The sequence below is a fragment of the Mesorhizobium sp. M0659 genome, assembly GCF_040320605.1.
Taxonomy (GTDB): domain Bacteria; phylum Pseudomonadota; class Alphaproteobacteria; order Rhizobiales; family Rhizobiaceae; genus Mesorhizobium.
Genome location: NZ_JAMYPY010000006.1, coordinates 89,902 through 115,132, shown reverse-complemented (window position 1 = coordinate 115,132; position 25,231 = coordinate 89,902). Strand labels below are relative to the sequence as shown.

General features: G+C 60.5%; 27 protein-coding genes. 9 read left to right on the top strand and 18 right to left on the bottom strand.

Annotated features, from left to right (window positions below):
* The first annotated feature begins 6 nt into the window (after nucleotides 1–6).
* Nucleotides 7–1,821, top strand: a complete 1,815-nt coding sequence (locus NKI31_RS12195; protein WP_352651639.1) for an ABC transporter ATP-binding protein — start codon at nucleotides 7–9, stop codon at nucleotides 1,819–1,821.
* 515 nt (nucleotides 1,822–2,336) lie between these two features.
* On the opposite strand, the gene NKI31_RS12190 is transcribed toward NKI31_RS12195, so the two are convergent.
* Both NKI31_RS12190 and NKI31_RS12185 read right to left on the bottom strand, forming a co-directional pair.
* The gene (locus NKI31_RS12190; RefSeq protein ID WP_352651638.1) at nucleotides 2,337–3,014 is read right to left on the bottom strand and encodes an amino acid ABC transporter permease; all 678 of its coding nucleotides are present in this window, start codon (nucleotides 3,012–3,014) and stop codon (nucleotides 2,337–2,339) included.
* A 71-nt stretch (nucleotides 3,015–3,085) separates the two neighbouring features.
* The gene (locus NKI31_RS12185; RefSeq protein WP_352651637.1) at nucleotides 3,086–3,913 is read right to left on the bottom strand and encodes an ABC transporter substrate-binding protein; all 828 of its coding nucleotides are present in this window, start codon (nucleotides 3,911–3,913) and stop codon (nucleotides 3,086–3,088) included.
* Between the two features lie 200 nt (nucleotides 3,914–4,113).
* On the opposite strand from NKI31_RS12185, the gene NKI31_RS12180 reads away from it, so the two are divergent.
* Nucleotides 4,114–5,073, top strand: a complete 960-nt coding sequence (locus NKI31_RS12180) for a cyclase family protein (protein WP_352651636.1) — start codon at nucleotides 4,114–4,116, stop codon at nucleotides 5,071–5,073.
* A 125-nt stretch (nucleotides 5,074–5,198) separates the two neighbouring features.
* Here NKI31_RS12180 and NKI31_RS12175 read toward each other — a convergent pair whose 3' ends face one another.
* The 12 genes from NKI31_RS12175 to NKI31_RS12120 all read right to left on the bottom strand — a co-directional run bounded on the left by NKI31_RS12175 (nucleotide 5,199) and on the right by NKI31_RS12120 (nucleotide 14,597).
* Nucleotides 5,199–5,837 carry a hypothetical protein gene (locus NKI31_RS12175; RefSeq protein ID WP_352651635.1) on the bottom strand — a complete coding sequence of 213 codons (639 nt, stop codon included), beginning with the start codon at nucleotides 5,835–5,837 and terminating at the stop codon, nucleotides 5,199–5,201.
* Nucleotides 5,838–5,928: 91 nt separating this feature from the next.
* Nucleotides 5,929–6,459 carry a flavin reductase family protein gene (locus NKI31_RS12170; RefSeq protein ID WP_352651634.1) on the bottom strand — a complete coding sequence of 177 codons (531 nt, stop codon included), beginning with the start codon at nucleotides 6,457–6,459 and terminating at the stop codon, nucleotides 5,929–5,931.
* A gap of 285 nt (nucleotides 6,460–6,744) precedes the next feature.
* The gene (locus tag NKI31_RS12165) at nucleotides 6,745–8,211 is read right to left on the bottom strand and encodes an FAD-dependent oxidoreductase (RefSeq protein ID WP_352651633.1); all 1,467 of its coding nucleotides are present in this window, start codon (nucleotides 8,209–8,211) and stop codon (nucleotides 6,745–6,747) included.
* Nucleotides 8,208–8,492: a (2Fe-2S)-binding protein gene (locus NKI31_RS12160; RefSeq protein ID WP_352651632.1), complete on the bottom strand. Its 285-nt coding sequence runs from the start codon at nucleotides 8,490–8,492 to the stop codon at nucleotides 8,208–8,210. The genes NKI31_RS12165 and NKI31_RS12160 overlap by 4 nt, the downstream gene beginning before the upstream one ends.
* Nucleotides 8,489–9,691, bottom strand: a complete 1,203-nt coding sequence (locus tag NKI31_RS12155) for an NAD(P)/FAD-dependent oxidoreductase (RefSeq protein ID WP_352651631.1) — start codon at nucleotides 9,689–9,691, stop codon at nucleotides 8,489–8,491. The genes NKI31_RS12160 and NKI31_RS12155 overlap by 4 nt, the downstream gene beginning before the upstream one ends.
* Nucleotides 9,688–10,626 (bottom strand): dihydrodipicolinate synthase family protein, encoded by a 939-nt coding sequence (locus tag NKI31_RS12150; RefSeq protein ID WP_352651630.1) that lies wholly within the window; start codon nucleotides 10,624–10,626, stop codon nucleotides 9,688–9,690. The genes NKI31_RS12155 and NKI31_RS12150 overlap by 4 nt, the downstream gene beginning before the upstream one ends.
* Before the next feature lie 7 nt (nucleotides 10,627–10,633).
* Nucleotides 10,634–11,038 (bottom strand): RidA family protein, encoded by a 405-nt coding sequence (locus NKI31_RS12145; protein ID WP_352651629.1) that lies wholly within the window; start codon nucleotides 11,036–11,038, stop codon nucleotides 10,634–10,636.
* Nucleotides 11,035–11,556, bottom strand: a complete 522-nt coding sequence (locus tag NKI31_RS12140; protein ID WP_352651628.1) for a VOC family protein — start codon at nucleotides 11,554–11,556, stop codon at nucleotides 11,035–11,037. Before NKI31_RS12140 ends, NKI31_RS12145 begins: the two co-directional genes overlap by 4 nt.
* 114 nt (nucleotides 11,557–11,670) lie before the next feature.
* Complete coding sequence (locus tag NKI31_RS12135) at nucleotides 11,671–12,927, bottom strand: ABC transporter substrate-binding protein (RefSeq protein ID WP_502899120.1); 1,257 nt, start codon at nucleotides 12,925–12,927, stop codon at nucleotides 11,671–11,673.
* Nucleotides 12,928–12,960: 33 nt separating this feature from the next.
* Nucleotides 12,961–13,383 (bottom strand): DUF4440 domain-containing protein, encoded by a 423-nt coding sequence (locus NKI31_RS12130; RefSeq protein ID WP_352651626.1) that lies wholly within the window; start codon nucleotides 13,381–13,383, stop codon nucleotides 12,961–12,963.
* Nucleotides 13,384–13,869 (bottom strand): DUF3830 family protein, encoded by a 486-nt coding sequence (locus NKI31_RS12125; protein ID WP_352651625.1) that lies wholly within the window; start codon nucleotides 13,867–13,869, stop codon nucleotides 13,384–13,386. It abuts the gene before it with no gap.
* A 2-nt stretch (nucleotides 13,870–13,871) separates the two neighbouring features.
* Nucleotides 13,872–14,597: a GntR family transcriptional regulator gene (locus tag NKI31_RS12120; RefSeq protein WP_352651624.1), complete on the bottom strand. Its 726-nt coding sequence runs from the start codon at nucleotides 14,595–14,597 to the stop codon at nucleotides 13,872–13,874.
* A gap of 117 nt (nucleotides 14,598–14,714) precedes the next feature.
* Here NKI31_RS12120 and NKI31_RS12115 point away from each other — a divergent pair, with 117 nt between their 5' ends.
* The 7 genes from NKI31_RS12115 to NKI31_RS12085 all read left to right on the top strand — a co-directional run bounded on the left by NKI31_RS12115 (nucleotide 14,715) and on the right by NKI31_RS12085 (nucleotide 21,469).
* Nucleotides 14,715–15,506, top strand: coding sequence for an ABC transporter ATP-binding protein (locus NKI31_RS12115; RefSeq protein WP_352651623.1), 792 nt, complete (start codon nucleotides 14,715–14,717; stop codon nucleotides 15,504–15,506).
* On the top strand, nucleotides 15,503–16,228 hold the full coding sequence (locus NKI31_RS12110) for an ABC transporter ATP-binding protein (RefSeq protein ID WP_352651622.1): 726 nt from the start codon (nucleotides 15,503–15,505) through the stop codon (nucleotides 16,226–16,228). The genes NKI31_RS12115 and NKI31_RS12110 overlap by 4 nt, the downstream gene beginning before the upstream one ends.
* A gap of 9 nt (nucleotides 16,229–16,237) precedes the next feature.
* Nucleotides 16,238–17,146 (top strand): branched-chain amino acid ABC transporter permease, encoded by a 909-nt coding sequence (locus NKI31_RS12105; protein WP_352651621.1) that lies wholly within the window; start codon nucleotides 16,238–16,240, stop codon nucleotides 17,144–17,146.
* Nucleotides 17,143–18,117: a branched-chain amino acid ABC transporter permease gene (locus tag NKI31_RS12100; protein ID WP_352651781.1), complete on the top strand. Its 975-nt coding sequence runs from the start codon at nucleotides 17,143–17,145 to the stop codon at nucleotides 18,115–18,117. Before NKI31_RS12105 ends, NKI31_RS12100 begins: the two co-directional genes overlap by 4 nt.
* Nucleotides 18,114–19,415 (top strand): NAD(P)/FAD-dependent oxidoreductase, encoded by a 1,302-nt coding sequence (locus NKI31_RS12095; protein WP_352651620.1) that lies wholly within the window; start codon nucleotides 18,114–18,116, stop codon nucleotides 19,413–19,415. The genes NKI31_RS12100 and NKI31_RS12095 overlap by 4 nt, the downstream gene beginning before the upstream one ends.
* A gap of 218 nt (nucleotides 19,416–19,633) precedes the next feature.
* Complete coding sequence (locus NKI31_RS12090) at nucleotides 19,634–20,305, top strand: GntR family transcriptional regulator (RefSeq protein WP_352651619.1); 672 nt, start codon at nucleotides 19,634–19,636, stop codon at nucleotides 20,303–20,305.
* Between the two features lie 69 nt (nucleotides 20,306–20,374).
* Nucleotides 20,375–21,469 (top strand): LLM class flavin-dependent oxidoreductase, encoded by a 1,095-nt coding sequence (locus NKI31_RS12085; RefSeq protein WP_352651618.1) that lies wholly within the window; start codon nucleotides 20,375–20,377, stop codon nucleotides 21,467–21,469.
* A 314-nt stretch (nucleotides 21,470–21,783) separates the two neighbouring features.
* Here the strand turns inward: NKI31_RS12085 and NKI31_RS12080 are convergent, their stop codons facing one another.
* From NKI31_RS12080 to NKI31_RS12065, 4 genes are all read right to left on the bottom strand, one after another.
* The gene (locus tag NKI31_RS12080; protein WP_352651617.1) at nucleotides 21,784–22,257 is read right to left on the bottom strand and encodes a nuclear transport factor 2 family protein; all 474 of its coding nucleotides are present in this window, start codon (nucleotides 22,255–22,257) and stop codon (nucleotides 21,784–21,786) included.
* Between the two features lie 110 nt (nucleotides 22,258–22,367).
* Complete coding sequence (locus NKI31_RS12075; protein WP_352651616.1) at nucleotides 22,368–22,682, bottom strand: cupin domain-containing protein; 315 nt, start codon at nucleotides 22,680–22,682, stop codon at nucleotides 22,368–22,370.
* Between the two features lie 4 nt (nucleotides 22,683–22,686).
* Nucleotides 22,687–23,667 carry an amidohydrolase family protein gene (locus NKI31_RS12070; RefSeq protein WP_352651615.1) on the bottom strand — a complete coding sequence of 327 codons (981 nt, stop codon included), beginning with the start codon at nucleotides 23,665–23,667 and terminating at the stop codon, nucleotides 22,687–22,689.
* A 3-nt stretch (nucleotides 23,668–23,670) separates the two neighbouring features.
* On the bottom strand, nucleotides 23,671–25,230 hold the full coding sequence (locus tag NKI31_RS12065; RefSeq protein WP_352651614.1) for an FAD-dependent monooxygenase: 1,560 nt from the start codon (nucleotides 25,228–25,230) through the stop codon (nucleotides 23,671–23,673).
* Nucleotide 25,231: the final 1 nt, after the last annotated feature.

Here is a 25,231-nt window from a genome sequence, read left to right as displayed (position 1 = left end):
TCTCGGGTGCTGCAGTTCGATGGACTGACGATCGTCTGCGATCTCGCCGACAGCCGAAGCGCGGACGTTCTGCGCGACATCAACCTATCGATATCGCAAGGCGAGATGGCCGGCCTGGTCGGCGAGTCCGGCGCTGGCAAAAGCATGTTGACGCGGGCGCTTTCAGGCCGCCTGCCGCTCGGTTTCAGGGTTGGCACCGGCGACATCCGCGTCGCCGGCGCCAACCTCTTTGATCTTGCCCCCAAGGCGCGTCGAGCATGGGTGGCGCAAAACGTGGCCTTCGTCCCGCAGGAGCCCTTGAGTGCTCTCAATCCGGCACGCACGATCCACAATCAGTTCGATGAATATCTCTCGCATCGCGGCATTGCGGGGGGCGCGCGTCGCAGGGCAATGATTGAAGACAGCCTCAACGCGACGATGCTTCCCGACGTTGGGCGCCTGCAGCACCGCTACCCGCATCAGCTCTCCGGCGGGCAGTGCCAGCGGGTCCTGATCGCGATGGCGTTTAGCTGCCGCCCCAAGATCATTATCGCAGATGAGCCGACGACGGCGCTTGACGTCGTGACCCAGACACACATCATGGGGCTGCTGCGCGACATGCAGGAGCGAAGCGGTATCGCCGCATTGCTGATCTCACACGATCTCGAACTCGCGGCCGCCATCTGTAACAAGATCGCTGTCCTTTACGCGGGCGAAATCTGCGAGATCCAGCCAGCAGGAGGACGCGACCGGCTGCCGCTGCATCCCTATGCGCGCGCCCTTCAGAACGCGGCGCCGCGCGCCGGCGGCCAACTGTGCAAGGTCGAGGGCCTGCACGGCCGCATGCCGCAAGTCCCGGAATTGCCGGCCATTCGCGGCTGTCGGTTTGCAGAGCGCTGCTCCAATGTCCTTCCTCAATGTCGCGCCGAGCGCATACCTTTGGTCGAAGACGTTGACGGCACCAGCCTCTTGCGTTGCATCAATCCCGAGCGGCGCGACGCGGATGCCGCACGACCGCATCCTGCGGTGGCATCGCCCGTGGACGCACCTGATGCGATTCGATGCCAATCGATCACGCTTGCCTACCGCGGAGGGCCTTTGCCGGTTTTCGGCGGCAGGACAACCATCGCAGTCCGGGACGTCTCGTTCACGGTCAGGCGTGCCGAGCGGCTGGCGATCATTGGCGAAAGCGGTAGCGGCAAGAGCAGCATCGCGCAGCTTCTGGTTGGATTGCGCGCGCCGACGGACGGCAGCATCGCTCTTGGCAACGGAGAAATCATTGCGGGCTGGTCCCGGGAAAAAGCCCGCGAAATCCAGATGATCTTCCAGGATCCGCATTCCGCGCTCAATCCCAGGCGCACCGTCGCCAGCCTGCTCACGCAAGGTCTGGAGGTCAGGCCGCAGACCAACGCCTCGCCGCCAGCGACGGCGGCGGAGGCGGCGCGCGATGTCAACCTGGCGCCAACATTGCTTGACCGATACCCGCATCAGCTTTCGGGCGGGCAAAGGCAACGTGTCAACATAGGGCGCGCCCTGGCGCTGCGCCCCTCGATTCTCGTCGCTGACGAGATCGTGTCGGGACTGGACGTTTCGGTCCAGGCCAATATTCTCAACCTGCTGCTGGAATTGAATGCTCGGTGGGGGACGACGATCATCTTCATCTCGCATGACCTGCTTGCGGCTCGGTACCTGTGCGAAAACGTTCTGGTGATGAAGGAAGGCCGCATCGTCGAGCAGGGCAACATCGAGGACGTGCTAAATGCGCCGTCGCACGAATACACGCAAGCTTTGGTCGCGGCCTCGGTCCCTCGAAGCCTTGGACGTTCGGCGCGGGCAAGATGAACCCAAGGGGCCTGCGGTCTGAAGGCTATCGACCGGCGTTCGAACCGGCCGCACCTCCACGGCATCTGCAGGCAGAAGCAAACAAGACGAGTTCAGTGCGTCCCGATGGTGCCCAGGTATAAGCGCGGTGAGAACCGGGCGGTCGCAGCAGCCCTGCCCGCGCAAGCGCGCCGGGCCGATGTTCCATACCGCGCGGCACCGAAGCCACTTAGCCTGGACAAAGCCAGGAAAAGTGCCATGTGGCCGACACAGCCTGTCGATAGAGCCCTCCGTGGGAGTTGGCTATCGCCAGGCTGGTTCGGCCGCGCATATTTCAGCTTGGAGCGACCTGCTGGGCCGAGATGTCAGCCCCAGAAGGCGTCTTCTTGAGCTTGATCTTCCGAGAACAGCCACACCTCCCGGATTTTGCCGGCCTCGATGCGAAGGACGTCAATTCCCGACATGGCCATGGTCTTGTCACCCGCCTTTGCCCGGAAATGCAAGGTTGTGGCGCGACATGGTAATTGTCGCCTGTGTCAGCTCGTCTTCATGCGTTTGGAGGCAAGCTCAATGCGACTGCCGAATTTGACCAGCGGCCAGAGCACGATCAGATAGATCAGTGCCGCGCTCATCAAAGGCGTAGGGTTTGCGTTCTGCGCTTGGGTATCGAGCGCCATCTTTAACAGGTCAGGGGTCGCCACCACCGAGGCAATGGAGGTTTCCTTGAGGGCGCTGATAGCGTTGCTGACGAGTGGGGGTATGACGATCCTGATCGCCTGGGGCAGGATGACCTTTCGCAGGGTGACGACGAATGGCAGGCCCAGGGCGGCGGCGGCTTCGAATTGTCCCTTAGGGATCGCCTCGATGCCGGCCCGGCAGATTTCCGCAGTGTAGGCCGAGACGACGACGGACATCGCCAGCGTGGCAGCGACAAAGGGGGACAAAGTGATCCCGACGAAAGGCAACGCGAAATAGACCACGACCAGCACAACCAGCGTCGGCAGGGAGCGCATTGCGTCGATGTACAGGATCGCGATCAAACGAACCGGCTTCCAGGCGTACAATCGAAGCAGGACAATCAGAACGCCGGCAAGAGAGCCGATCACGATGACGGTGACGCCGAGCAGAACCGTGTTGACAAGGCCTTTGAGAAGCAAGGGCAGCGACGACAGGAACACTTCGCCGTTGAAGAATGTGTCGACCAAGTCCTGCATTTACATGATCCCTGAACCGTGCCTCGAGAAAGAACCAGTGCCGCCCTTCGGCGGCGCTGGTCAGCAACATGTCAGGGTGTCGGTATCGGGCGTTCCTGGACCGTGGATGAGTTTGCATCCGGCGCTACGCCAAACCATTTCTTGTGAAGCTCGGCCATGTAGCCATCCTTCTTAAGCTGGGTGATGACGTCGTTTATTTTCGGCAGCAGGGGGCTGTTCTTCGGCAGCATGATGGCGAACTGGTCGCCGGTGGGGATTTTCTCGTAGACGGTTAGCCCCTTGATCTTCTTGATCGCGAACTGGATGCCGCTGATGTCGCCGATCGCGGCGTCAATCCGTCCTGCCTTGGCATCGAGCAGGAGAGGATCTTGCGTGTTGTATCCGCGATAGTCGCCGATCGAATACTTTTGCGTATTGTCCTTGACCCATTTTTCGCCGACCGATGCCGACACGGCGCCGATGGTTTTGCCGCTCACCTGGGAGAGCTTTTCAATACCAGAGCCCGTGCGCGAGACGAGAGCGAGGTCGCTGTCGTAGTAGCCTTGGGTAAAACTCGCCCCCTTCAGACGTTCCTTGGTGATGGTGAGTGAGGAAATCGCCGCTTGTATTCGGCCCGAACTGACGCCCGGAAACAGCGCAGGAAATCCATAGTCCTCGACCTTGACGTCCATATTGAGACGCCGGCCGATCTCGTTGCAGAGATCGATCTCGAAGCCGATGTAGTTGCCGTCCGTGTCCTTGTATTCCCATGGTGGGTTCGAAGAGTCGGCACCGATGATCAATGGTTCGGCCGCGTTTGCGACGCTGCAGACTGATGCAGCGAGTAAGACGGCGGCAGCGAAGAAGCTATTTGTTTTCATTTTCCCTCCTTGCAGGCAGTTCGCACCGGCCTCTCCCAAGGCGAATGATGCATCGCAGCGGCTGTGCAGCTAGATGAAATATCAGATGATATATCTTTGTGCAATCGAGATGAGTCTCACGAGATTGTGATGGACGTACCGATCCTCCCATAGCACCGAAATTGACATTGTCGAACAGATATTTTATCTGAAATATCAGCTTATATCATATGTGGTATGGGCGAGTGGAGGAGAAAACCATGTCCAAAATGAAACTGACTGTTGCCTTGGTCCTGACCCTGGGCGGTGGCGTAGTGATGGGTTGCCCATCGGCTGCGCGGGCGCACGATATATCGGCCGACCAGGGTTTGTGGGGCGCCTACAATTCCGCGCTGTTGCACGCCAAATACGTAGATCTGACCCACGCCTTTTCGCCAAACACGCCACTCGGGAATGACTTCGCCAAGCTGAAGTTCTTCCCGACTTTGTCGGCACGCACGATCCCCAACGTCATCAAGGCCGGAGAACCAATCATCTATGAGACACAGGGCTATGAAATCAGCGGCTATGAGCTGTCGACCGATCAGATCGGCACCCAGCTCGACCCGCCGGCCCATGGCAATGAACACGGTGCCACCATCAGCGATCTTCCGCCGACATTCTCGGTGCGGCCGCTGGTCGTGATCAATGTCGCCGACAAGGTCAAGGCGGATCCGGGCTACCAGGCCTCGATGGACGACATCCATGACTGGGAGAAACAGCATGGCCAGATCCCCCAGGGTTCGGTCGTCATGTTCCGAACGGACTGGTACAAGAACTGGAGTAACCCGGAACGCTTTAAAACCAGGCCATTTCCTGGCACGCAGCTCGAGGTGCTGAAGTATCTGCATCTCGAACGGCACATCCTGTTCCATGGCCACGAGCCGCTGGATACCGACAACACACCCAACTACGCCAGCGAGACCTGGCTGATGCGAAACAGCTTCGCGCAGGCGGAGGGCGTTGCGAACCTCGACCAGATGCCGGAAAGTGGCGGGCTGATCGAGATTGGTTTCGCCAAGCCGGAAGGTGGCACCGGCGGACTCGCGCGCTTTATCGGCATTGCGCCGAGCGACTGGAAGTATGGCGTGACGATCGAGCAGCAGCCGGGTGCGCCGCTCCCGACCTACACCCAGCCGCTTCGCCGCGACGCCGACGGGGTGCTTCGTTCCCCTGGCTGATCCGCACCGGGGTATGGCAAAATCCAGGCCGACCTGCAGCATTCGAGCAAGACGCCGCCAACTGGCTGGCGGCGTCTTTGCTGTTTGCCGCATTGGTTTCGATAGGTCCGTGGAGAATGGCATTGTTAGCGCGCTGGCCCGCCACGGATCATATCTGCCCGGAACGGGAAATGGTCCTTGGCGCCGCTAAAGGGCGGCAGCTTCAGTGCGTCGGCGCGCAGCTCGTCTCGCGCTGGACAGGCCATCGCCGTGTTCATCGCTTCTGTTGAATCGAAGACAGTCTTGTTGCGCTGCATGGCGCCGCGGTCCCTGAACGGCAGTCCCGTGACAACTGACAGCGGCGTATAGATCTCGATGGCTCGGATGCCTGGGAATTTCGCCAGCAAAAGCGGATGTCTGGCCATGTAGGAAACATGCCAGGCGTTCGCGTCTTCCGCAGGGCCTTGATATTCCACCATGTAGGAGAGCGAAGAGCCATCTTCGGATCGAATGGTGGCATCTGGCACGGTATAGCGTCGCGTCATCATCGCCTGATGAGAGATCGAACAGCCTGCAAGGCTTGGCCACAGGGCTTGATCCGCCAATGGCTCAAGACAGCCCTTCACGGAAAGGGCTCTCTCGAGAGCGCAGATGTCGCGGAATTCGAGCTGAAGCAACAGCGCCGAAGGGTTTCGACTGTCTGGAAAATAGGGATCGTGGCCATCCGCCGGAACCATGAGGAAACCGGCATCGACACCTGAACAGTCCTTGACGAGCGCCGTCATCGCGCCGCGATCGAAGGCATCTAGCCGGACATCGCCATCCTTTGGGGCGTCCCAGAGGCAAAACCAGGAAATGCTCATGGGTGGTCTCCTGTTAGGCGATGGATCTGAAATTGCCGTCGGAATAGGCCAAGGCTTCAGCTGACGAAGGCTCTACCTCGACGCGTCTAACCAGTCCGGCGACAATGAGATGGGTGGCAACAGGGACAATCTGGAATGCCGTGCAATGGAACCGTGCGCGAGCCCGCGGCAGATAGGGCACGCCGTCTTCGTCTTGCAGCCACTCGGGTTCATTGAAGCTCTTCTCGCCGCCACCGCCGCCGCCAAACGCCTTTGCCAGAGCGACCTGGTCGGCTGCGAGAAGGTTGACGCAAAACGGACTTCCCTCGCGGATGATCGCGGCGAAAGAACCGGCCTGATTGGCGCAGACCAGCAACGATGGCGGTGATGCCGAAAGCGATGAGACCGCCGTTGCGGTCATGCCCGTGGAACGTCCGTTGGAAGCGGTTGTGACCACGGTTACGCCGGCAACCAGTTTGCGCATACCAGCCTTAAACCGATCGTCTCCAACGATGGTCAAATCCGACAGGTGGCTCGCCAAGTGTGTCTTCAAGGCTTTTTGCATGGCTAATTGCGCCCTTGCAGGCGCACCTCCTTCATTGCGGGGCAGGCGCGTCATGGCGCCAAAAAAGCAACAACAGAATACAGTATACTTTTAGGGTGGATATGGTGCCGCTGTCAAGCGGTCGCCTCTCAAGGCTGAACGGAAGCCAGTGCCAATTGCCTGGTGGGAAACAGCGACGAACCGCAGAATCTGGCTCGTCGATCGTGGGTGGCGTCTCGATGTCGTGGCTGCCGATAAACTCGCCGAATGAAACGGGGGATAACTGGCCACGTCAAACGAACTGGATTAGCCGCCGTTTGCGGCATCCATCAGTGCCCGCACACTCACTGGCTTTACCGGCGCCTGCGCGGAGAAGGCGCCCAGCGCCGCTATGTCCATATTGCGTATGTCGGCTGTCAATTGCGCCGTTGTATGCTGGCAATAGCGGCCCTGGCAGAACCCCATCCCTGTCCGACACCCAAGCTTGACGCTGTTGATGTCGCTGACATGCTGGTTTTCGTCCAGAAAGCGCCTCACGGTGCCGGCTGAAATTTCCTCGCAGCGGCAAATAAGCGTGACGTCGGTCGCGAGCCGCGCGAGCTTGTCCAGACGGGGTGCAAAGAACCTGAGGACCATGTCTGAAAAGATGCGTGCTCTGGCAATCCTTGTGCGCACGTCGTCGATCTGCTTGCGTGCGTTGTCTGCCTCGATGAAGCCGGCCTGGAGCGCAACCGATAAGGCAGCTCTGCGGCCCTCCAGAAATGCCATCTCCGCACCCTTCACCCCAGCCGGCTCGCCAGCGACGAAAATGTTTGCTACCGACGTGCGCATGTCTTCGTCGTGCGAGACAATCCACCCGCCCCGCTCGGGCGCCCATCGCACAGCGCAACCCGCCTGCTGTGCCAGTTCGCTCGATGCGAGCAGGCCATAGCCGCTTACCAGGCAATCCGCCGCGACGCTGCGTTCGCTACCTGGCTGCGGGTTCCACTCGGCATCGACTTTGCCGAGGATGACGCGCTCGACGGCGTCGTTGCCTTGTGCTTGAAGCACCGTGGTCCCGAAACTCACCGGGACCTTGTGCCGGCTCAGCCGGTAGAGTTGTGCAGCCAATGACAGGAACAGTTTCTTGTGGCCGGCTACCGCCGGCAAGGATTTCAGAATTTCGCCGAAAGCCGGCCGAGGCCGCGCGACGGCGATCTCGGCGATCTCGGCTCCGGCCGCCAGCAGCAGGTCGGCGACCAGCAGCAGGAGCGGGTGAGACCCCGCAAGCACAAAGCGTCGTCCCGGGCGCAGGAATTGGCTCTTGAGAAGTGTCTGCACGCCACCGGCGGCCATGACGCCCGGCAGGGTCCAGCCGGGAAAAGCGACGGGCAGGTCGTAGGCACCGGTGGCCAACAGCAGGGCTTTTGCCCGCAGAAGCCCGCTGCCGGAAGGGCCGCTTACCGGGATCTCAACCATGTTGGCATCGGCCGATTGAAACACCCCCCAGGCGCTCTTCCCAAAGAATGTGTCAATCTGGCGTGACTCCCGGAAGCGCGCCAGAAGTGCAGCAGCGCCAGGCAGGCTGGGCGGCATGACCTTGACGGCAGTCCGAAAGCTGGCTGGAGGCTGGCGCAGGATCTGGCCCCCGACATCCTGCTGTTCATCGATGATCGCAGTTCGCATGCCTAGAGCCGAAGCGGTTGTTGCCGCCGACAGGCCGGCAGGACCGGCGCCAACGATCACCAGCTCGTACGGCTGGCCAGCGTCATTTGCTTCGCGCAGAACGCTCAAGGTGGTAGCACCATGGTCATGCCGCGTTCGACAGGCAAGAGGCAGCTTCGCACAAGGCCAAGCCCATCCACCTCGACCAGGCATTCGAAGCAGACTCCCATGTTGCACACCGGCATTCTTGCTGCCTTGGAGGGCATGCGACGAAACACCTTGATATCTGCGGCAAGCAAGGCTGTGGCCAACATTTCCCCTTGATGGCAACGCACGGGCTGTCCATTCACGGCGATGTCAAACGGATCCGGCCGGTGGACGTTTCGCTCGATGCGCATGCGCTCACTCAAGGTGCGCCCCCTGTGAAACGAGAGGGGCTGTAGGCCGCGATGTTGAACTTGTCCGGTCTTCCGAGAACCCGGTCCGCCAGGATGCGCGCATATGTCGGTCCAAGCGTAAACGCCGAGCCACCGGTGGCGATATAGCAGTCGGAGCAACCTGCCAGGTTGCCAATCATCGGAAGCTGGTCGGGGATGGCCGAGGTCGTTCCGGTCCAGACGCGAAGAACCGGGAGGTTGATCAGGCCAGGTACGACACCGATCGCGGCGGCCATGTTTCCCGATATAGAGGTCAAAAGCGGAATCGGCTTGAAATTCAGGTCAATTTGACCGTCACGCATCACCATGGCGGCCGGCCAGCCGCCGCCAATCACGATGTTGCCGGAACCATTCTGCTTGAGCGAAAGACGCTTGCCGACATGCTGTACCAGGTGGCGGATGACGGGTTCGGTCTTCGCAGTGACAGTCATCATCAGACCGTGTGGCATCGATGGTATCTGGACGCCGAGCATCGCAGCGACCTGGCCTGACCATGCGCCTGCGGCGATCACAATGGCGCGCGTGGTACAACTGGTTCCGTCATCGAAGCAGACCAGCCAATGCGACCGGACGCGGCTTACGGATGCGACGCCCAGACGCGAGCGGATGGTGGCCCCCTTGGCCTGTGCCGCCGATGCAAAAGCCAGAGCGCAACGGCGCGGATCGGCTTTCCCCTCGGATCGGCAATAGGCAGCCGCTTTGATTTTGTCGCTCAGATAAGGCGCAGTCGAGCGCACAGCCCCGCGGTCGAGAAGGTCGACCGTGAGCCCGGCTTCGCGTTCGATCGCGACTTTCTTTTCTAACTTGGCAATGTCTGGTGCTTCTTCCGCGACCATCAGCCCGCCCGACTGCACCACGCCAAGATCCGCGCCCAGTTCGCTCTCTACAAGGGCCCAGCGGTGTTGGGCGTCCAGATGCAGAGGCATGGCCTCGGCCGCTTTGCGCGCCTGCGCCTCGCCATGCTCGATCATGCGGTATTCAAGCTGGAAATGAAGACTGCCTGCGTTTTGACCGGAGGCCTGCCGGTTGATCTGATCACGCTCTGCAAGCAGCACGTTCAGACCGTCTCCAGCCAGATAGTAGGATACTGCGCAACCCAGCAGGCCGCCGCCAACAACCACGACATCGAAGCGTGACGGCAGCGCATTGCTGGGCACGGCTGCGGACGTCATGGAGAATAAGCTGTGTCGATCTCGATGCCCAGGCTGAGCAATGTCGATCTGACGATCTCGACTTCGTGCGGTTCGAGTTCAAGCAAAGGGGCTCGGACATAACCAGCCGGAAGGCCGCGCATCCTCAGGGCTGTTTTCAGGATCGCCTGCAGACTGCCGAACTTGCCGGCAAAATCCTTGTTGACCCAGTCTTTCATCAACACGCGGTCGCGCTCACCGAATTCGATTGCGCCGGCCTTGTCGCCGGCCCATGCCCGGTTCCAGAAGTCGGGATGATCGCTGCCAAGGATGCCGCCGGCCCCCATCAGCCCATCGCTCACACCTTGCATGACGAGGTCAGCCCCCAGAGCAGTGGAAGGCATGTTGAAATAGCGCACCTTGTCGCGAAGTCTGTAGGCTCCCTCTAGGAACAGGGCGAGGCTGCCGGTCGAGTTCTTGATTGCGACAACCCGGTCGATCTCGGACAGTTCCTCGAGCAAGTCGATATCCATGTCGACCACGCAACCGCGCGGCCAATTGTAGACGCAGATCGGAATGTTGGTTGCTGCCGCCACGTCCTTGTAGAAACGCAGTATTTCGGACCGGCCAGGAACTATGTAGGGAGGCGGCGTCAGAAGGATGCCATCCAGCTTCGCCCTTTCGGCAGATCGCGCCTTTTCAATCGCGTCGCGGGCGGTGAAGGCATTGCACCCGCCTATCACTGTGATGCGGCCCGCAACGGCTCTGGCGCCCACGGTGAAGAGCAGGGCCAGTTCATCGCCGTTCATACTGAACCATTCGCCGGACGTCCCGGCGAGCACCAGGCCATGCATCCCGTTTTTGACGTACCACTCGACCATCGTTTCCAGAGATGTCGGGTTGAACGCCCCGCCTCTGTCGAAGGGTGTGGTGATCGCCGGGATATAGCCGCGCCAGTTGATGTCGTTGCGATTCATGACGGTTTCAATCCAGGGCGGCAGTAGCTTCGATCTCGACGAGGAATTCAGGTCGCGCGAGCGCCTGCACGCCGATGAAGGTGTTGGCTGCGGGCGTCGCGCCGGCGTAGAAATTCTTGATCTCGGTTACGACAGGAATGAGCTTGTCGGCATTGTGGTCAACGACATAGGTGCGAAGCCGAACGATGTTGGCCGGCGTGGCGCCCATTTCGGCCAGTACCAGGCGGAGATTCTTCAAGGCCTGCCGTGTCTGGAGAACCAAGTCGCCGGCGCCGACCAGGGCGCGCGCGCTGTCATAGGCGACTTGACCTGCAAGGTGCAGCGTTCGACCGCCGTGCTGCTCGACGGCGTGCGAAAAGCCGAGCGAAAGGCTGTCATACAGCGACGCGGGATTGACGGGATTGCGTATCATGACGCTTGTCCTTCAGTTGCGTTCGGCGCGTAACGGCCGCACAGCTCAAAAATGTTACCCCATGGGTCGCGGAAGAAGCGGTAGCTGATGCCGGCAGTGGCACTGTCGGGCGGGGAATCGATACGCTCGAAAACGGTGCAGCCATTGTCCCGGACATGGCCTGCGGCAGTCTCCAGATCGTCGACTTCGAGCCCGAGATGGCTTGCGCCTATTTCGTTGTTTGCCAAGGGCGCCACCGACCTGCCAGCAGGTGCGGCAAATCTGGTTACTTCGATCTTGATGTTGCCGGGCAAGCTCAGCATGACAAACTGCAGCTGAGCACCGGCTATGCCAAGACGAGCTTCGGTCCAATCTCTGCCGCCATCGTCCCGCGGCATGATCGCTGCGTCGACAGGGCCGACATGATAGAGGACCTCAGCGCCAAACACGCGCTGATAGAACTCCGACACCGGTTCGATCTCGGCCACGGTCCACGAGAAATGGTCCACGCCTCGAATGCGCAATGGATTGTCGGTCATCGTTGTCATTCCAAGCTGGGTGTTTCAGAGATCCGGGCGCGAAATCGCGCCAGCGCTCGCGCCCGGAACCTTGACGCAGTGGCCGGGAGCGGTCCCCTGCGTCATGCTTTTGGCCTACTTGATCTGGGCCTTTAGCTTGTCGACCTCGTCGGTCTTCATTTCACCAACGGTGACGACCTTGCCGTCGGTGATGCGCCACAGCTGGAACGGACCCGTCACGTCGCCGTACTCGTCAAAATGGATGGGGCCGATAACGCCTTCGTATTTGATGGGCTTCTTGTCCTTGATGAGCGCGAGGGCTTTGGCGAACTCGTCCTTGCCGGCGAAAATCGGCGTACCGTTGGGGTCGACTGCGTCATGGACGGCTTTGCTGAGGCCGGCAGCGTTGTCTGGCCCGGCAATAGCCAAGGCGAGGCCTGCGATCGCGGCGGCGTCATATGATCGATCGGCGGCCGGGCTCTGCGGTGGAATGTTCGAGAAGGCCTCGTACGTCTTCATGAAATAGTCGGTGGAGGCGGTGTTGGTGGTGCCGGAGGAAGTGCCGTACGCCTCGTTGAGGTATTGCGCGCCGACGGAGGACACGAAGTCCGGGCTGTGCATCCCGTCGTTGAGAAGGAATTTCTGAACGCCGCCCTGGGAGATCCAGGTGCGGGCAATGGTTGCGCCGTCTCCAGGGGTGCTGACGAGATACAGCGCATCGGGGTTGCTGCTCAGGGCAGCGGTGACCTCCGCGGCATAGCTGGACTGCTTCTCATTGTAGGGCGTATCCGAAATCAGCTCGCCACCCAGCGCCTTGTAGGCCTTGGAGAATTCCGCGACGAGGTTGACGCCAAAATCGTTGTTGACGTGAATGATGGCAAGTTTCTTGAAGCCAAGATCAATCGCATATTTGGCAGCCGCCACGCCCTGCAATGCATCGGACTGGATTGTCCGGAAAAACACGCCGTTGGTTTTGCCGTCCTTGCCCAGTTGCGTCAGCGTCGGCGACGAGGCGGCCGGCGAGATCTGCACCACATTGGCCGGTGCCGTGACCGACGTCAGGATCGGAATCGACACCGACGAAATGATACCGCCAATCAGCAGCGGGACATGCTTGACCTGGACCAGCTGTGTTGCTGCATCCACGGCGATGTTGCCCTGGCTTTGTGAGTCGCGAATATCGGTGGCGAGCGTGCAGCCATTGATGCCGCCCGCCTCATTGAGGTCTCGGAAAGCCATTTCCACCGACTTGGCGCCGGCTTGTCCGTATTTTCCTGCCGGCCCCGTAAGCTCCATGACCACGCCGACAGTGACCTCACAGCCGGCGGCGTAGGCCGACGTCGAAGCCAGCAGCGCGATTGCTGCAGCCATTCCAGAAACTCTGATGCGCATTTTTACAACTCCCATTGTTTTACAAAAGTCCCCTTACTCCGCCCAGGTTTCGTGCAGATGCTCCCACACCAGCCCAGTCGTTCTTGTGCTGCCGCGGGAGAAGACGGCGGTCGATATCCGCTTCGTCTGTGATGTCCCGCGGTGCTGAATTTCGAAATAGGTGGCTACCACCGTGCGACCGTCCCGATAGCCGATGCGCACGTCCTGAATGTCGATTGCGAAGGCGCCAGGCTCCGATGCGCAATTGGCGCGGACAAAGGCCACGACGGATGGTCGCGAAAGCACGGTTCCTCGCGTCGTCAACATCAGGAAGCCGGGGGCGAGGCTGTCCTCGAATCTCGCAAAATCGTCCGCTTTGAGCTGGCCATTGTACCAGTCGACGAAGAAGCGATGCTGCTCAACGATCTCGCGCTCGACGATCAGGAGTAGTGCGCCATCGGCCATGATCGGAAGCATTTAGGCCTCCACCCGTGACATCTTGATATCGCAGGCGCCGCTGCGGCGAATCTTGCCGCAGGCAGCTGCCAGTGCCTCGATCTGTGTGGCTGGCACGCGTCCGACGACGCTTCCTGGAAGCCATCCGATCGGGAAAAACAACCGCCCGCCTGGACCATAGAAGAAGCCGATGTCGAAGATCGGGTCAGGGCCACCGCCCCAAACGCGGGCTGGCACGTAGCTCAAGACCAGATCGCCCGGCTGGGGCGTCAGGGCGGCATTCTCGAGTGGAAGCGGATCGGCCCCGCCCGGAATCAGATGCGCCATCGGGATCGGACATGAGATTTCAGGCCCTGTCCAGATCGCATGAATGCTTGGAATCGAGCGCGGCTCGCGCAGATAGTCCCACAGGAAGGCCACATTGCCAGGCGCCTTGTCACCAAGCAATTCCACGGCGACGTCCAGTCCGGAATGGCTTTCAGATATACGAATGGTCTGCTTATGCATTTTCAGGCCCTTGCCTCGTCTGCCTTGAGCTTCTCGCGCAGGAAGCCGAAGGAGTGGGTCATATCGGCGATGATCAGCTCGCGGACCTTGACGGCGTCGCGCGCGATCAGCGCCTCGGTGATCTGCTTGTGGTAATGGTCTGCGTCGATGTCGCCGCCCGCGGTCGCCGCTGTGATGGCGTAGCGGGTGCAGGGGCCTGACTGCAGCCAGAGGCTCTCGATAATCGGAATGAGCGTTGGCGACCCGCAGTTCTCGTAGATCGTGAAATGAAATGTCTGGTTGAGGCGAACCTCGACGTCGACGTCGCGGCCAGCGGCGGTGCGCATGTCTTCCCACTGGTCGAGGATCTTCACGACATCGGCGACCTTGGCGTCTGAGATGCGGCTTGCGGCCAATGCTGCTGCCTCGCCCTCAACCAGAATCCGCGCTCGCAGCAGGTCATCCAGCCTTTCGACTGTTATCGTGGGCACGCGAACGGAGCGGTTGAGCAGCGGCTCAAGTGCCTTTTCAGCGACAAGCCGACCAAGCGCCTCGCGAACCGGCATCGTGCTCGTCATCAACACTTCGGCCAGACCACGCACGGTCAGGACCTGTCCCGATTCGAAGATACCGCAGATCAGCGCGCGTCGAAGCTCCAGGTAGACCCTGTCTTGAACGGTCTCGCGGCCAACGGATGCGAGTTGCCCCGAGAAGCCCGGCTGGCCGCCTTTGACGCCCACGTCCTTCATGCCTTCCTCACGTTTTTCACTTGCGCACGTTCTTAAACATCAATATGTGATCAATGCAATAGTGATCACTGATCATTTTATGTGATCACAGGCCATTCAAAAAGAAGCCGAGGGGAAATGGCTGACGCACCATCGATTGACGCCCAGCTGTGCGTCATGGAGGCCAGGTCTGTCGTGAAGCGGTTCGGCGGCGTCACAGCCGTCGACGGCGTAAGCTTCAAAGTGCGGCAGGGTGAAATTCTCGGGCTCATCGGTCCCAACGGCGCCGGCAAAACCACCATGTTCGATCTTCTGGCGGGAACCGTGACGCCAACCAGCGGCGACATCGTCCTCAATGGCGTGGATGTGGCGCGGCAACTCGCGCACCGGCGCATTGGCTCGGGTCTTGGGCGGACCTTCCAGATCGCCAGGCCGTTCCCGGAAATGACTGTGTTGGAAAATGTCATGGTCGCCGGTCAGCAGCAGGCAGGCGAAGCTCTTCTCCAGACCCTTCTCTATCCAGCGAAAGTCCGGTTGCAGGAAGAAGCGCTGCGCCAGAAGGCCAATGAGTTCATCAACCTGCTTTTGCTGGACAAACTGCGGGACCAGAAGGCGCGCGTTTTGTCTGGCGGTCAGCGCAAGCTTCTTGAGCTGGCTCGTGTGATGATGGCCGATCCCAAAATCGTTTTGCTCGATGAGCCCGCGGCTGGCGTCAATCCGACACTGCTTGAGACCATCATCGACCGCATCCGGGAGATCAACAGTCGGGGCGTCACCTTCGTGTTGATCGAACACAACATCGATATGGTGTCACGGCTTTGCGACCGGGTTCTCGTCATGGCCAGCGGGCGGATTCTTGCCGAAGGGCGGCCCGAAGAAGTTTCGCGCGACCCCAAGGTCATTGAAGCCTATCTGGGAGGCGCGGCATGAGCGACATCGTGCTGGATGTGACCGGCCTGGTGGCAGGCTACGAGCCGGGCGTTCCAATCGTTCGGGGTGCTTCCGTCACCGTGAAGAAGAATGAGATCGTGGTGATCCTCGGCCCCAATGGCGCCGGCAAGTCGAGCTTCATCAAAGCCGTGGCCGGCCTGATTCCGAGGTTCTCCGGGCGTGTGGTTCTGGATGGCCACGACATCACAAAAGTTCCCCCTCACAACATGATCCGCAAGGGGTTGGCATTTGTACCGCAGACCGAGAACGTGTTTCCGCTGATGAGCGTCGAGGACAATCTGCGCCTTGCAGTCAGAGTCCTGCTGTCTCGCGGCATATCGGAACGAATCTCCGAAATGTACGAGCTGTTCCCCGACCTGGCTCGGCAGAGAAGACTTTTCGCGGGAAGCCTTTCAGGCGGGCAACGGCAGATGCTCGCTGTTGCGCGCGCGCTCATCGTGAAGCCGAAAGTCCTCATGCTGGACGAACCGTCAGCCGGTCTGTCGCCAAAGTTCGTCAGCATGGTTTTCTCCATGCTGAGCGATATCCGGGCGACCGGCGTAACGATGGTCCTGGTGGAGCAGAACGCCAAGGCCGCGCTTGCAATTGGCGACCGCGCCTATGTGCTGGTCGAAGGGCGCGAGCGTCACGAAGCACCGGCCGCGCAACTTTGGCACGATCCCGTGGTCGCCGCACTCTATCTTGGGCACCGGCCAGCATAGGAGGCTCACTTGAGCTTACAATTTCTCATTGATGGATTGCTGTCGGGCTCAATGATCGGCCTGGGCGCCATTGGCGTTACGCTGACCTATTCGATTCTCCGGTTCTCGAATTTCGCCCATGGCGACCTCATGGCCTGGGGTACCTACTTTACCCTGCTTGTCAGCACGGCGATCGGCGCTTTGCTGGGACAAGTTGCACCGATCGGACCGCTCTCCTTTGGCTGGCCGTTGATTGCGTCGGTGCTGATTGGAATGGGTTGCACGGCTTTGCTGGCGTTGGCCATCGACATTGCTCTGTTCGCCCGGCTGCGGGCGAAAGGGCAAATGATCATCGTGGTGATGGCAAGCTTCGGTGCGTCGATGGCCTTGCGGAGCCTGCTTGAATTCATCTTCACCTCAAGCCCTACCTATTTCAGCCGCGCCATCCAGATCGCTTTTCCAATTGGCGGCGGCATGCGTGTAACGCCGGATCAGATTGCTCTGCTGATTGCGACGGCCGTCATCCTGCTCGTCGTGCACCTCGTCTTGACCTACACCCAGGTTGGCAGAGCCATGCAGGCTGTCAGCCAGAATACGGCCTTGGCCAAGGTGGTCGGTATTGACGTTTCGCATATCTTCCGTGTGACCTGGGTCATTGGCAGTGCCCTGGCATGTTTTGCCGGGGTGATGATCGGCATCCTCGTGCAGATCAGACCTCTTATGGGTCTCGATCTGACGCTGCCGATGTTCGCGGCCGCCATACTTGGCGGCATCGGCAGCGTGCCAGGCGCGGTTCTCGGCGGCATAATCATCGGCCTTGCCGAAGCCGCTACAGTCCAGCTGATCGGTGCGGAATGGCGCCTGGGCGTCGCCTTCGTGGCCCTGATCGCGGTGCTGCTGGTGCGTCCGATTGGCCTGTTTGGCGTGGAGGAAAGATAATGGATCTTGTCAGCTACGGTTCCTTCTTTCTGACCACAGCGCTGATCTTCTCCATCATTGCGTTAGGTCTGAATCTGCAATGGGGCCTTACCGGACTGTTCAATGCCGGCGTTGCCGGCTTCGTTGCGATCGGTGCCTACACCTCGGCCTTGTTGACAACGCCTGATGTCGCCGATCGCCTTGGTGGCTTTGGCATGCCCATCCTTGTCGGATGGGTTGCTGCGGCCCTGGTTGCCGGCCTGGCTTCTGCCTTTACCGGCTATGCAACCCTACGCCTTAAAGCCGACTACCTGGCGATTACAACGTTCGGCGTCGCCATTGTCGTCCAACTCGTGGCGCTAAATGCGCAGCCGGCTACCGGCGGGCCACTGGGGATTGCCTTTATTCCAAGGCCGTTTGCCTCCTACGCGGCAACACCGCTGGTCTTCAATCTCCTCAATCTGGCAGTGGTCGTGGTGATGACGCTGCTGGTCTACCTTGTTCTCGAATATCTCGCCAAGAGCCCGTGGGGCCGGGTTCTCACCGCATTGCGGGAGGATGAGCGGGCAGCAATTTCACTCGGCAAGAACACCCGCTCCTATCGCATTCAAGCCTTTGCAGTTGGCGGCGCCATCATGGGGCTGGCGGGAGCGATCCAGGCGCATTTCATAGGGTTTATTGCGCCCGACAACTACCTGCCGCCGCTGACATTCCAGATATGGGTCATGCTGATCGTCGGCGGATCCGGCAGCAACCGCGGCGCAATTGTCGGCACGGTTCTGGTTTGGGCGATTTGGGCCGGGTCCGGCGCGTTCATCAGCATGCTGGTGCCAACCGATCAGCAGGCGAGGGCAGCCTCCCTGCAGATCGTCTTGATCGGAGTGTTGTTGTGCGTGGTGCTTCTCGTCAAGCCCAAGGGACTGTTCGGGCCCCGCGCCGCGCGTCAGCCAGATGAATCCCCCTCGCAAGGTGAGCCCGGGTCTGCCACATGATGCAAGCGGCATCGCCGTACAAGTCGCGCTCGCTATGGCACATGGTGAGCCGCAACGCCGTTGCCTATCCTGCACTCGAGGGAGAAGTCAGCGCGGACGTCGCGATCATCGGGGCGGGGTTTTTGGGATTGTCTGCAGCCCTGCATGCGGCCGAGGCCGGCCTGTCGGTCGTCGTGGTCGAGGCCGAGACGATCGCCTGGGGTGCGAGCGGACGAAATGCAGGTTTCGTCGTGCCGAACTTTGCCAGGAAGGATCCTGACGCCATCATTGCTGAGTTGGGCGCGGTTGCCGGGGAACGACTGGTCATGTTTGCGGCAAAAAGCGCGGATCTTGTGTTCGGGCTGATCAAACGCCATCGCATCGATTGCGACGGGCGACAGGCCGGGTGGGTGCATCCGATGCATTCGCCAGAGGCCCTTGAGCGGGTTAAACGGGTCATCGGCCAGCTTGCCGCCCGCGACAGGCCCGTAGAGCTGCTTGACCGCGACCAGGTTCGCGAACTGTGCGGTATCGACGGCTATCTGGGAGGCCTTCTCGATCGTTCTGGCGGCACCGTCAATCCCGTCGCGTATGCGCGTGGCCTGGCGAGCGCTGCCTGTGGTGCTGGTGCAGGTCTGTTTGAGCATTCGCCGGTTTGCGGCATGGCCAGACGAGCTGGCCGATGGCGGGTCGAAACCGGACGCGGTGCAGTCACCGCAAGGAAAGTTTTGCTTGCCACCAACGCATATGGTGGAACGCTCAACCGACAACTGGCGCGCAATTACATTCCCTTGAAGATCTTCCAGATCGCCACCGCACCGCTGCCGGAAGTGGTCAGACGGCGGTTTCTCCCGCACGGCCATTGCATGTCTGATTCGCGCCGCAACCTGTTCACGTTCCGCTTCGATGCGGCCAATCGGCTGATCAGTGGCGGCATGCATATTCTTGATGCTGGTTCCGGCAGCCGCGTTCCCAGAGCCATTCATCGCCGGCTTGCCCGCAATCTGGAGATTGATCTGCCGCCAATAGAATTCGCCTGGAGCGGACTGGCGGCTGTGACGACCGACTTCCTGCCACGTCTTGTGGAAGTCGGCCCGTCGCTGCTCGCCGCCTTCGCCTGCAACGGTCGCGGCATTGCCATGACGACGATGATGGGTAAGGCCTTGGCGAAGTGGGCCATGGGGACAACGCCAAATGGCTTGCCAGTGCCCTTGCAGCCGGTTCAGGCCATCCCATTTCATTCATTGGCAAAGTATGCGCCTAATGCGCTTTTGCCCTTGAGCATTGCCCGGGACAGGCTGGAATCGCCATTGCGCTGATGGGCGAATGGTGCAGGTGCCAGTTCAATGCCGTGGCGCAGCGGCATTGAATTATCTCGATCGGCAATTACAGTCGTCAGCATAGCCGTCTGGCTGGCTTGCAAATCGACAAACCCAGAAGGTCCCGGCAGTCGGACTACGATAGACTTCGGCCAAGAGGAAGGGCTACCAAGGGAGGCCATCAGTTGGCGATCTTCCCTTGAACCGGGAGTGGGCGTTTGAGCACCAATTTGAAGACGGCCGGATCGGTCCGCAAACGAAGTCTGCGCGAGCAGGTCTATGACGAGGTGAGATCACGCCTGCACTGCGGCGTGCTTGGCCATGACGACCGCATCGTCGACAACGACCTTGCCGCGGAGCTTGGGGTCTCGCGCATGCCCGTTCGCGAGGCCTTGCTTCAGCTTGTCAGCGAAGGGGTGCTGGACAGCAGTTCACGGGGCTTTGTGCTTCGCCGGTTCACGGTCAAGGAAATAGAAGAGGTTTTCCAGATAAGGCATCTGCTTGAGCCAGCCGCCGCTGTAATGGCGCTGCCATTCGTCGTTGGCGCGGCACTCAAACGGCTTGGGGCCATTCTCGCCGATGCCAGCAACGCCAGCCGACAGGGCAGCGTCCAGCAGATCATCATCGCCAATGCAGCCTTCAGGGACGCCTGGTTGAACCTTGTTCCCAACGCCCATTTGCGCCAGGAAATCGTTCGTTTCTCCGACTATGTCCAAGCCGTCAGGCTAATGACCTTGCAGGATCCGGGGTACCGTGCCGATTCGGTCCGCCGGCTCGAGGACATCGTTGCGGCCTTTGCCGCTTCGGACCGCGAGCTGGTCGCATCGGCGGTCGCCAGGCAGCTGGACGGGGCCCTGGCGGCTTTTGTCGCCAGCCTGACGGACGGCTAGCAAAATGCCTGCTTGACAGTTTTGTGGCGTCCTCCTAAATAGAATACTGTATACTATATGGAGATGACCATGGCAACGAATCCGATGGCTGACCTGTCCGATGGCGCCTTTCGCATAGGCGTGTTTTCGGCCAATGCGGACCGTGGTCTTTCGTTCACCACCGTCGAGGAGCAATGGCGGGCCGAATGGAAAGAGATCGCCGAGGCGGCCCGCATTGCCGATCAGGGCGGCATCGATTTCTTCCTGCCCATTGCCCGCTGGCGCGGTTTCGGCGGCACCACGAACGTCAGGGGTCGCTCGTTCGAAACCTTCACCTTCGCCGCGGGCCTGGCAACGATAACGCAGCGCATGGCTCTGTTCATGACCGTGCACGTCCCGCTCGTGCATCCGCTCTATGCGGCAAAGGCACTGGCATCCGTCGACCAGATGAGCGGCGGCCGCGCCGGCCTCAACATCGTGTGTGGCTGGAACCCCGATGAGTTCGAGATGTTCGGGATAACGCTCGACGAAGCGCCCTATGATCGTGCCGCGGAATGGTTCGAGATCATAAACCGCGTCTATACCAGCGATACACCGGTTGATTTCGAGGGCAAATACTACCGTGTCAAAGGCGCCATGACCGACCCAAAACCGGTCCAGAGGCCGCGTCCGGTGTCCATGAACGCAGCCTTTGGCCCGCCTGGTCGAGAGTTTGCAGCGGCAAATTGCGACCACATCTTCACCAGTTTCAGCGACCTCGATGCCGGCCGGAAGCATATTGACGATATTGGCGGCCGGGCTGCGGCAAAGGGTCGAGATGTCGGGGTGTTCACGGTCGGTCACGTGGTTTGCCGGCCGACACAGGCGGAAGCCGAGGACTATTATGAACGCTACTCCCGAACCTGTGTCGACGATGCCGCCGTCGACTACCACGTCCGGCAAAAGGCAGCCTTCTCAAACAGCCATGACGAGGCCGCTTTCAAACTCCACCGGCAACGTTTCGCCGCCGGCACGGGGAGCTATCCCCTTGTCGGCACGCCCGATCGGATTGCACAGGAGCTTGAAAAGATAGCTGCCGCCGGCTTTTCAGGCATCGCGCTTTCCTTCGTAAATTACCTGCAGGAGCTTCCCTACTTTTGCCAAACGGTTGTTCCGCGCATGGAAAAGATGCGCCGGGTGTCCTAGCTTCGGACGTGGACAGCTGGGCGGCAACCGCAACTCGAACTGTGCGCGGACTAGGCGATACCGCTGTTTAGAGCGTGACCCGAGCTTACTGGATCAGAGTTGGAACGTCGGCGCGAGGCTGATTCAAGCGATCTGCCTGGGGCCTGTAGATATGTCGAAGCTCTGTCGGTCGATCTTAGGGAAGGTTTTGGCTGCGGGGGCGACTCGCATTGCGAACTGTTTCGCAAACAAGGTCGAAGGCATGAACTGCGACCCGCGAGCATGATTTCCTTCGTGCCGAATTGGCCGACCCGAATTGAGGTCGGCCAATAAGATCAGAACATGGTGTTGCCGTTGGCCGACTCGTCAGGAACCGGCTGTGCGACATCCCAGTGCTCAACGATCTTTCCGTTTTCCACCCGGAAGATATCGACAATGGCTATGCCACCGGTACCGTCCTCTTTACCCCTTGCATGAACATGCAGCCAGACAAGATCGCCATTGGCCGCGCTGCGTACGATCCGGTTGCGGGAATCCTTGTTTGCTGCAAAAAAGCGGGTGAAGTGTTCTACGAATGGTGCCTTACCATTTGGCACCTTCGGGTTATGTTGAATGTAGTCATCGGCCATAATATCGGCGCCTGTCATATCATGCTTGGTGAAAATCCGATTGTAGAAGTCGACCACCAACTGGCGGTTCGCTTCCTCGGCGGCCAGATCTCGTGATGTCGTTTGGCTCAATGCTTGCCCGCCCGTCACCACGGTCAGAGCAAACGCGGCAGCGGCCAATAGTTTGCCTATTTTGAGCATCAGTTTCTCCTTTGGTGTGAAGTCGACACAGTGAACCGCGGGCGGAAGGGTTTGATTGCTTGATCTCAGTATCTTGAATAGGATGGTCTATTCCGGCAGTGCTGACCTCTCTAGGATTTGATCTCGATCAACACGTTTTGATACGTCCAGTCGCTGCAATTCTCCAATTCGTGCGGCACACCAGGCTCGCGCCACAGCACACCGCCGACGGTTTCGTTGGTTTGCTTTTCGCGTCCGTCAGCAAACCGCATGATGTTGTCGCCCTTGGTCAACGGGATGATCACATATGGTAGGTGGTGCTGGTGCCATGTCTGGATTTCCTTTGGCTCCAGCGATAGCCCCCAGATCCTGACTTTCTCGTTCTCGAACAGAATCTCCTGCCCGATCTCGCCCAGCTTGATGTCGGCGGGCATCGTCTTGGCCATTCTGTCACTCCTGATTTGCGGGGTGGTTGTACTTAAGCCGGATCGCGCCTGAACAGCACAGGCGCTGGACACGTTCGGGGTCCATGCTGGCGAGTTGCTGGCTGGGCTGCATGATTCCCATCGGGAAAGGCCAGTCAGAACCAAAGACGATATTCTGTTTGCCGAAAACGGCTTCGGCCAGTTCAAGCGCTGGTTCGCTGTGCGTTATGCAATCGACGATCACGTTGCCGAACAGGCTCTGCGGAGACGGAAGGGAAAGATCAACGTCAGGACGGGCTGTCGCGAAACCGCGCTGCAGGCGTGCAGCGAGCATCGGTGCGCTGCCGCCACCATGGGCAAAGCAGAATTGGATGCCGGGGTATTTCGCCAACACACCGCCCAGAACCAGACTGGCCAGCGCTACGCCGGTCTCATGCGGATTGCCGACGAGATTGCCCATGTAGAAGGAATCCAGACGGCCATCCGCGCATGAGCCGGGGTGCATGAACAAGAAAGACCCGGCGTCGGACAATGCCTGCCACAAGGGCCGGAACGCGGCATCGGCGATCTGGACGCCAGGGGCGCCTGTCGGCGCCGCAAAGGTTTTTGTTCCCGCCGCTATGCCTTCAGCGGCGACGGCGGCGGCGGCTTTCGGCCATCGTATCGGGATGTGGTAGAGTGCCGTCAGCCGGGTCGGATGCTTGTCCGCAATTCTTTGTAGACCGCGATTGAGTCTACCGGCCCAGCGCAAGCTTTCGGCTTCCCCCAGGTGGTCGCGGTAGACTGGGGGCGGCACCGAGACAAAGGCACGGGCCACCTGATTGTCGTCCATCCAGCGCACCAGTTGATCGCGTTCGAACAGTGCCGGCACCGCGACGCGGTGGCCATCGACGGTAAGGACCTTCTTGTCGATGTCCCACGCCACGCCCAGTTCCGAGGCGAGCTGGCCCTCGTGCACGGGGATTAGATGGGTGTGGACGTCGCATGCTATCGCTTGCTGGTTCATGGCTCAGAGTCCCACGATACGCCGATAGGTCGCTTCGATGGCAGGCCCGCTTCGCGGCACGATTGCCGCTATGTGATCATCGGGCCGTACAAGAACGACGCTGTCATCAACAACGCCGAGCCGTTTGCGCAGCCGATCATCGACATCGAACAGGGACCGGTCACGCAACCCTGAATCATGCGGGGCATCCCAGCGCGAGACGAGGTAATGCTTGAGCCCGGGCAGGTCGCTGTCGGGAAGTTGCGGGCGCCGGCGCGCATCGGCAAAATGAAGCGCGACAAAGCTGTCGTCGAAAAGCTCGTGAACGCGACGGACGCGGCCGTCGCCAGTGAAGATGTCCATGTCGGGCATACGGTCGCCTACCTCGACCGGCAGGCGGCCGGTTTTGATGATCGACCAGTTGCCTGTGCCTTCGATATCGAGGCGCACGCCAAGCATCGTGCGGCTCAATGCGACGCCAACGTCGTCGGAGGCCAATGGGTCGGCGTGCGAGGCATCGCCGCCCATCATCGCGCGCGCCGCCTCCGCCATCTCGCCCGAGCCTTGCGCCGCCAGCGTCTTCTGCTCGGCGCCATATCCATCGAGGATGCCGTCCGCTGCCCAGCCGCGGGCGACCCATGCAAGACGCCAGGGCAGATTGAGTGCATCGAGGATGCCAGTGTTGAGCCCGAGTGCCCACATCGGGGTGATCAGGTGCGCAGCATCGCCCATGAGGAAGACACGCTCGCGCCGCCACTGCCTGGCGATTCGATGGTGGACGCGATAGATGACCGTGTTGATGACCTCGAGTTTGCCGACGTCACCGACAAAGCGCCGCACCTTCTCTGCGAGCTCGTCTGGCGTCGCCTCCTGGGCGCCGGCTGCCAGCGGAAACAGAAACCGCCAGCAATGCGGTTGCCGGACCAGGATCATCCATTCCTGCGGGTCGGAGAAATAGGCGAGGTAGGGATAGTCGCGTGGGTTGGCGACATCGAAATCGATTTTGATGTCAACCAGCATGTAGCGCACATCGAGCGACATGCCCTCGACCGGGATGTCAAGCAGGCCGCGCACGGTGCTACGTCCCCCATCGCAGGCCAGGAGATACGAGCCCTCGATCCGCACCGGGCCATCCGGCGTGTCGAAATCGACGCTGACGCCGTCGCTATGCTGCGTGAAGCCCGTTAGACGGTGGCGCAAGCGGACGCTGCCGGGCTCGCCGGAGGCAACCGCTTCGCCGAGGATCGGTTCGAGCTGATGCTGTGGCAGGTTGATGACGAAGGGAAAGCGAGTCTCGTCCACCAGCAGGCTCGGCCGGACCGGGCGCCGAGCCTGGTTGGTTGCCCGGTCGATGTCGCCGATCTCGTCGACACGCAAGGCTTGCGCCAGCACGTCGTTCGCCACGCCGTAACGCCGAAACGCCTCCAGGGTACGCGACAGGATCGTGCCGGCCTTGGTGTCGCTCGAGAAACTGTCATCCTCTTCGAACAGGATGAACGGTATTTTGTAGAAGCGGCAGGCGAGCGCGGTCGTCAGGCCGATCGGCCCGGCCCCTGCGATCAGCACCGGTTTCATGTCCGTCATT

Coding starts and splice junctions, on each gene's coding strand:
- NKI31_RS12190 (WP_352651638.1), bottom strand. CDS start 3,014: ATGCAGGACTTGGTCGACACATTCTTCAACGGCGAAGTGTTCCTGTCG.
- NKI31_RS12180 (WP_352651636.1), top strand. CDS start 4,114: ATGTCCAAAATGAAACTGACTGTTGCCTTGGTCCTGACCCTGGGCGGT.
- NKI31_RS12175 (WP_352651635.1), bottom strand. CDS start 5,837: ATGACGGCGCTCGTCAAGGACTGTTCAGGTGTCGATGCCGGTTTCCTC.
- NKI31_RS12170 (WP_352651634.1), bottom strand. CDS start 6,459: ATGCAAAAAGCCTTGAAGACACACTTGGCGAGCCACCTGTCGGATTTG.
- NKI31_RS12155 (WP_352651631.1), bottom strand. CDS start 9,691: ATGACGTCCGCAGCCGTGCCCAGCAATGCGCTGCCGTCACGCTTCGAT.
- NKI31_RS12150 (WP_352651630.1), bottom strand. CDS start 10,626: ATGAATCGCAACGACATCAACTGGCGCGGCTATATCCCGGCGATCACC.
- NKI31_RS12145 (WP_352651629.1), bottom strand. CDS start 11,038: ATGATACGCAATCCCGTCAATCCCGCGTCGCTGTATGACAGCCTTTCG.
- NKI31_RS12140 (WP_352651628.1), bottom strand. CDS start 11,556: ATGACCGACAATCCATTGCGCATTCGAGGCGTGGACCATTTCTCGTGG.
- NKI31_RS12135 (WP_502899120.1), bottom strand. CDS start 12,927: ATGCGCATCAGAGTTTCTGGAATGGCTGCAGCAATCGCGCTGCTGGCT.
- NKI31_RS12130 (WP_352651626.1), bottom strand. CDS start 13,383: ATGCTTCCGATCATGGCCGATGGCGCACTACTCCTGATCGTCGAGCGC.
- NKI31_RS12125 (WP_352651625.1), bottom strand. CDS start 13,869: ATGCATAAGCAGACCATTCGTATATCTGAAAGCCATTCCGGACTGGAC.
- NKI31_RS12120 (WP_352651624.1), bottom strand. CDS start 14,597: ATGAAGGACGTGGGCGTCAAAGGCGGCCAGCCGGGCTTCTCGGGGCAA.
- NKI31_RS12115 (WP_352651623.1), top strand. CDS start 14,715: ATGGCTGACGCACCATCGATTGACGCCCAGCTGTGCGTCATGGAGGCC.
- NKI31_RS12110 (WP_352651622.1), top strand. CDS start 15,503: ATGAGCGACATCGTGCTGGATGTGACCGGCCTGGTGGCAGGCTACGAG.
- NKI31_RS12095 (WP_352651620.1), top strand. CDS start 18,114: ATGATGCAAGCGGCATCGCCGTACAAGTCGCGCTCGCTATGGCACATG.
- NKI31_RS12085 (WP_352651618.1), top strand. CDS start 20,375: ATGGCAACGAATCCGATGGCTGACCTGTCCGATGGCGCCTTTCGCATA.
- NKI31_RS12080 (WP_352651617.1), bottom strand. CDS start 22,257: ATGCTCAAAATAGGCAAACTATTGGCCGCTGCCGCGTTTGCTCTGACC.
- NKI31_RS12075 (WP_352651616.1), bottom strand. CDS start 22,682: ATGGCCAAGACGATGCCCGCCGACATCAAGCTGGGCGAGATCGGGCAG.
- NKI31_RS12070 (WP_352651615.1), bottom strand. CDS start 23,667: ATGAACCAGCAAGCGATAGCATGCGACGTCCACACCCATCTAATCCCC.
- NKI31_RS12065 (WP_352651614.1), bottom strand. CDS start 25,230: ATGACGGACATGAAACCGGTGCTGATCGCAGGGGCCGGGCCGATCGGC.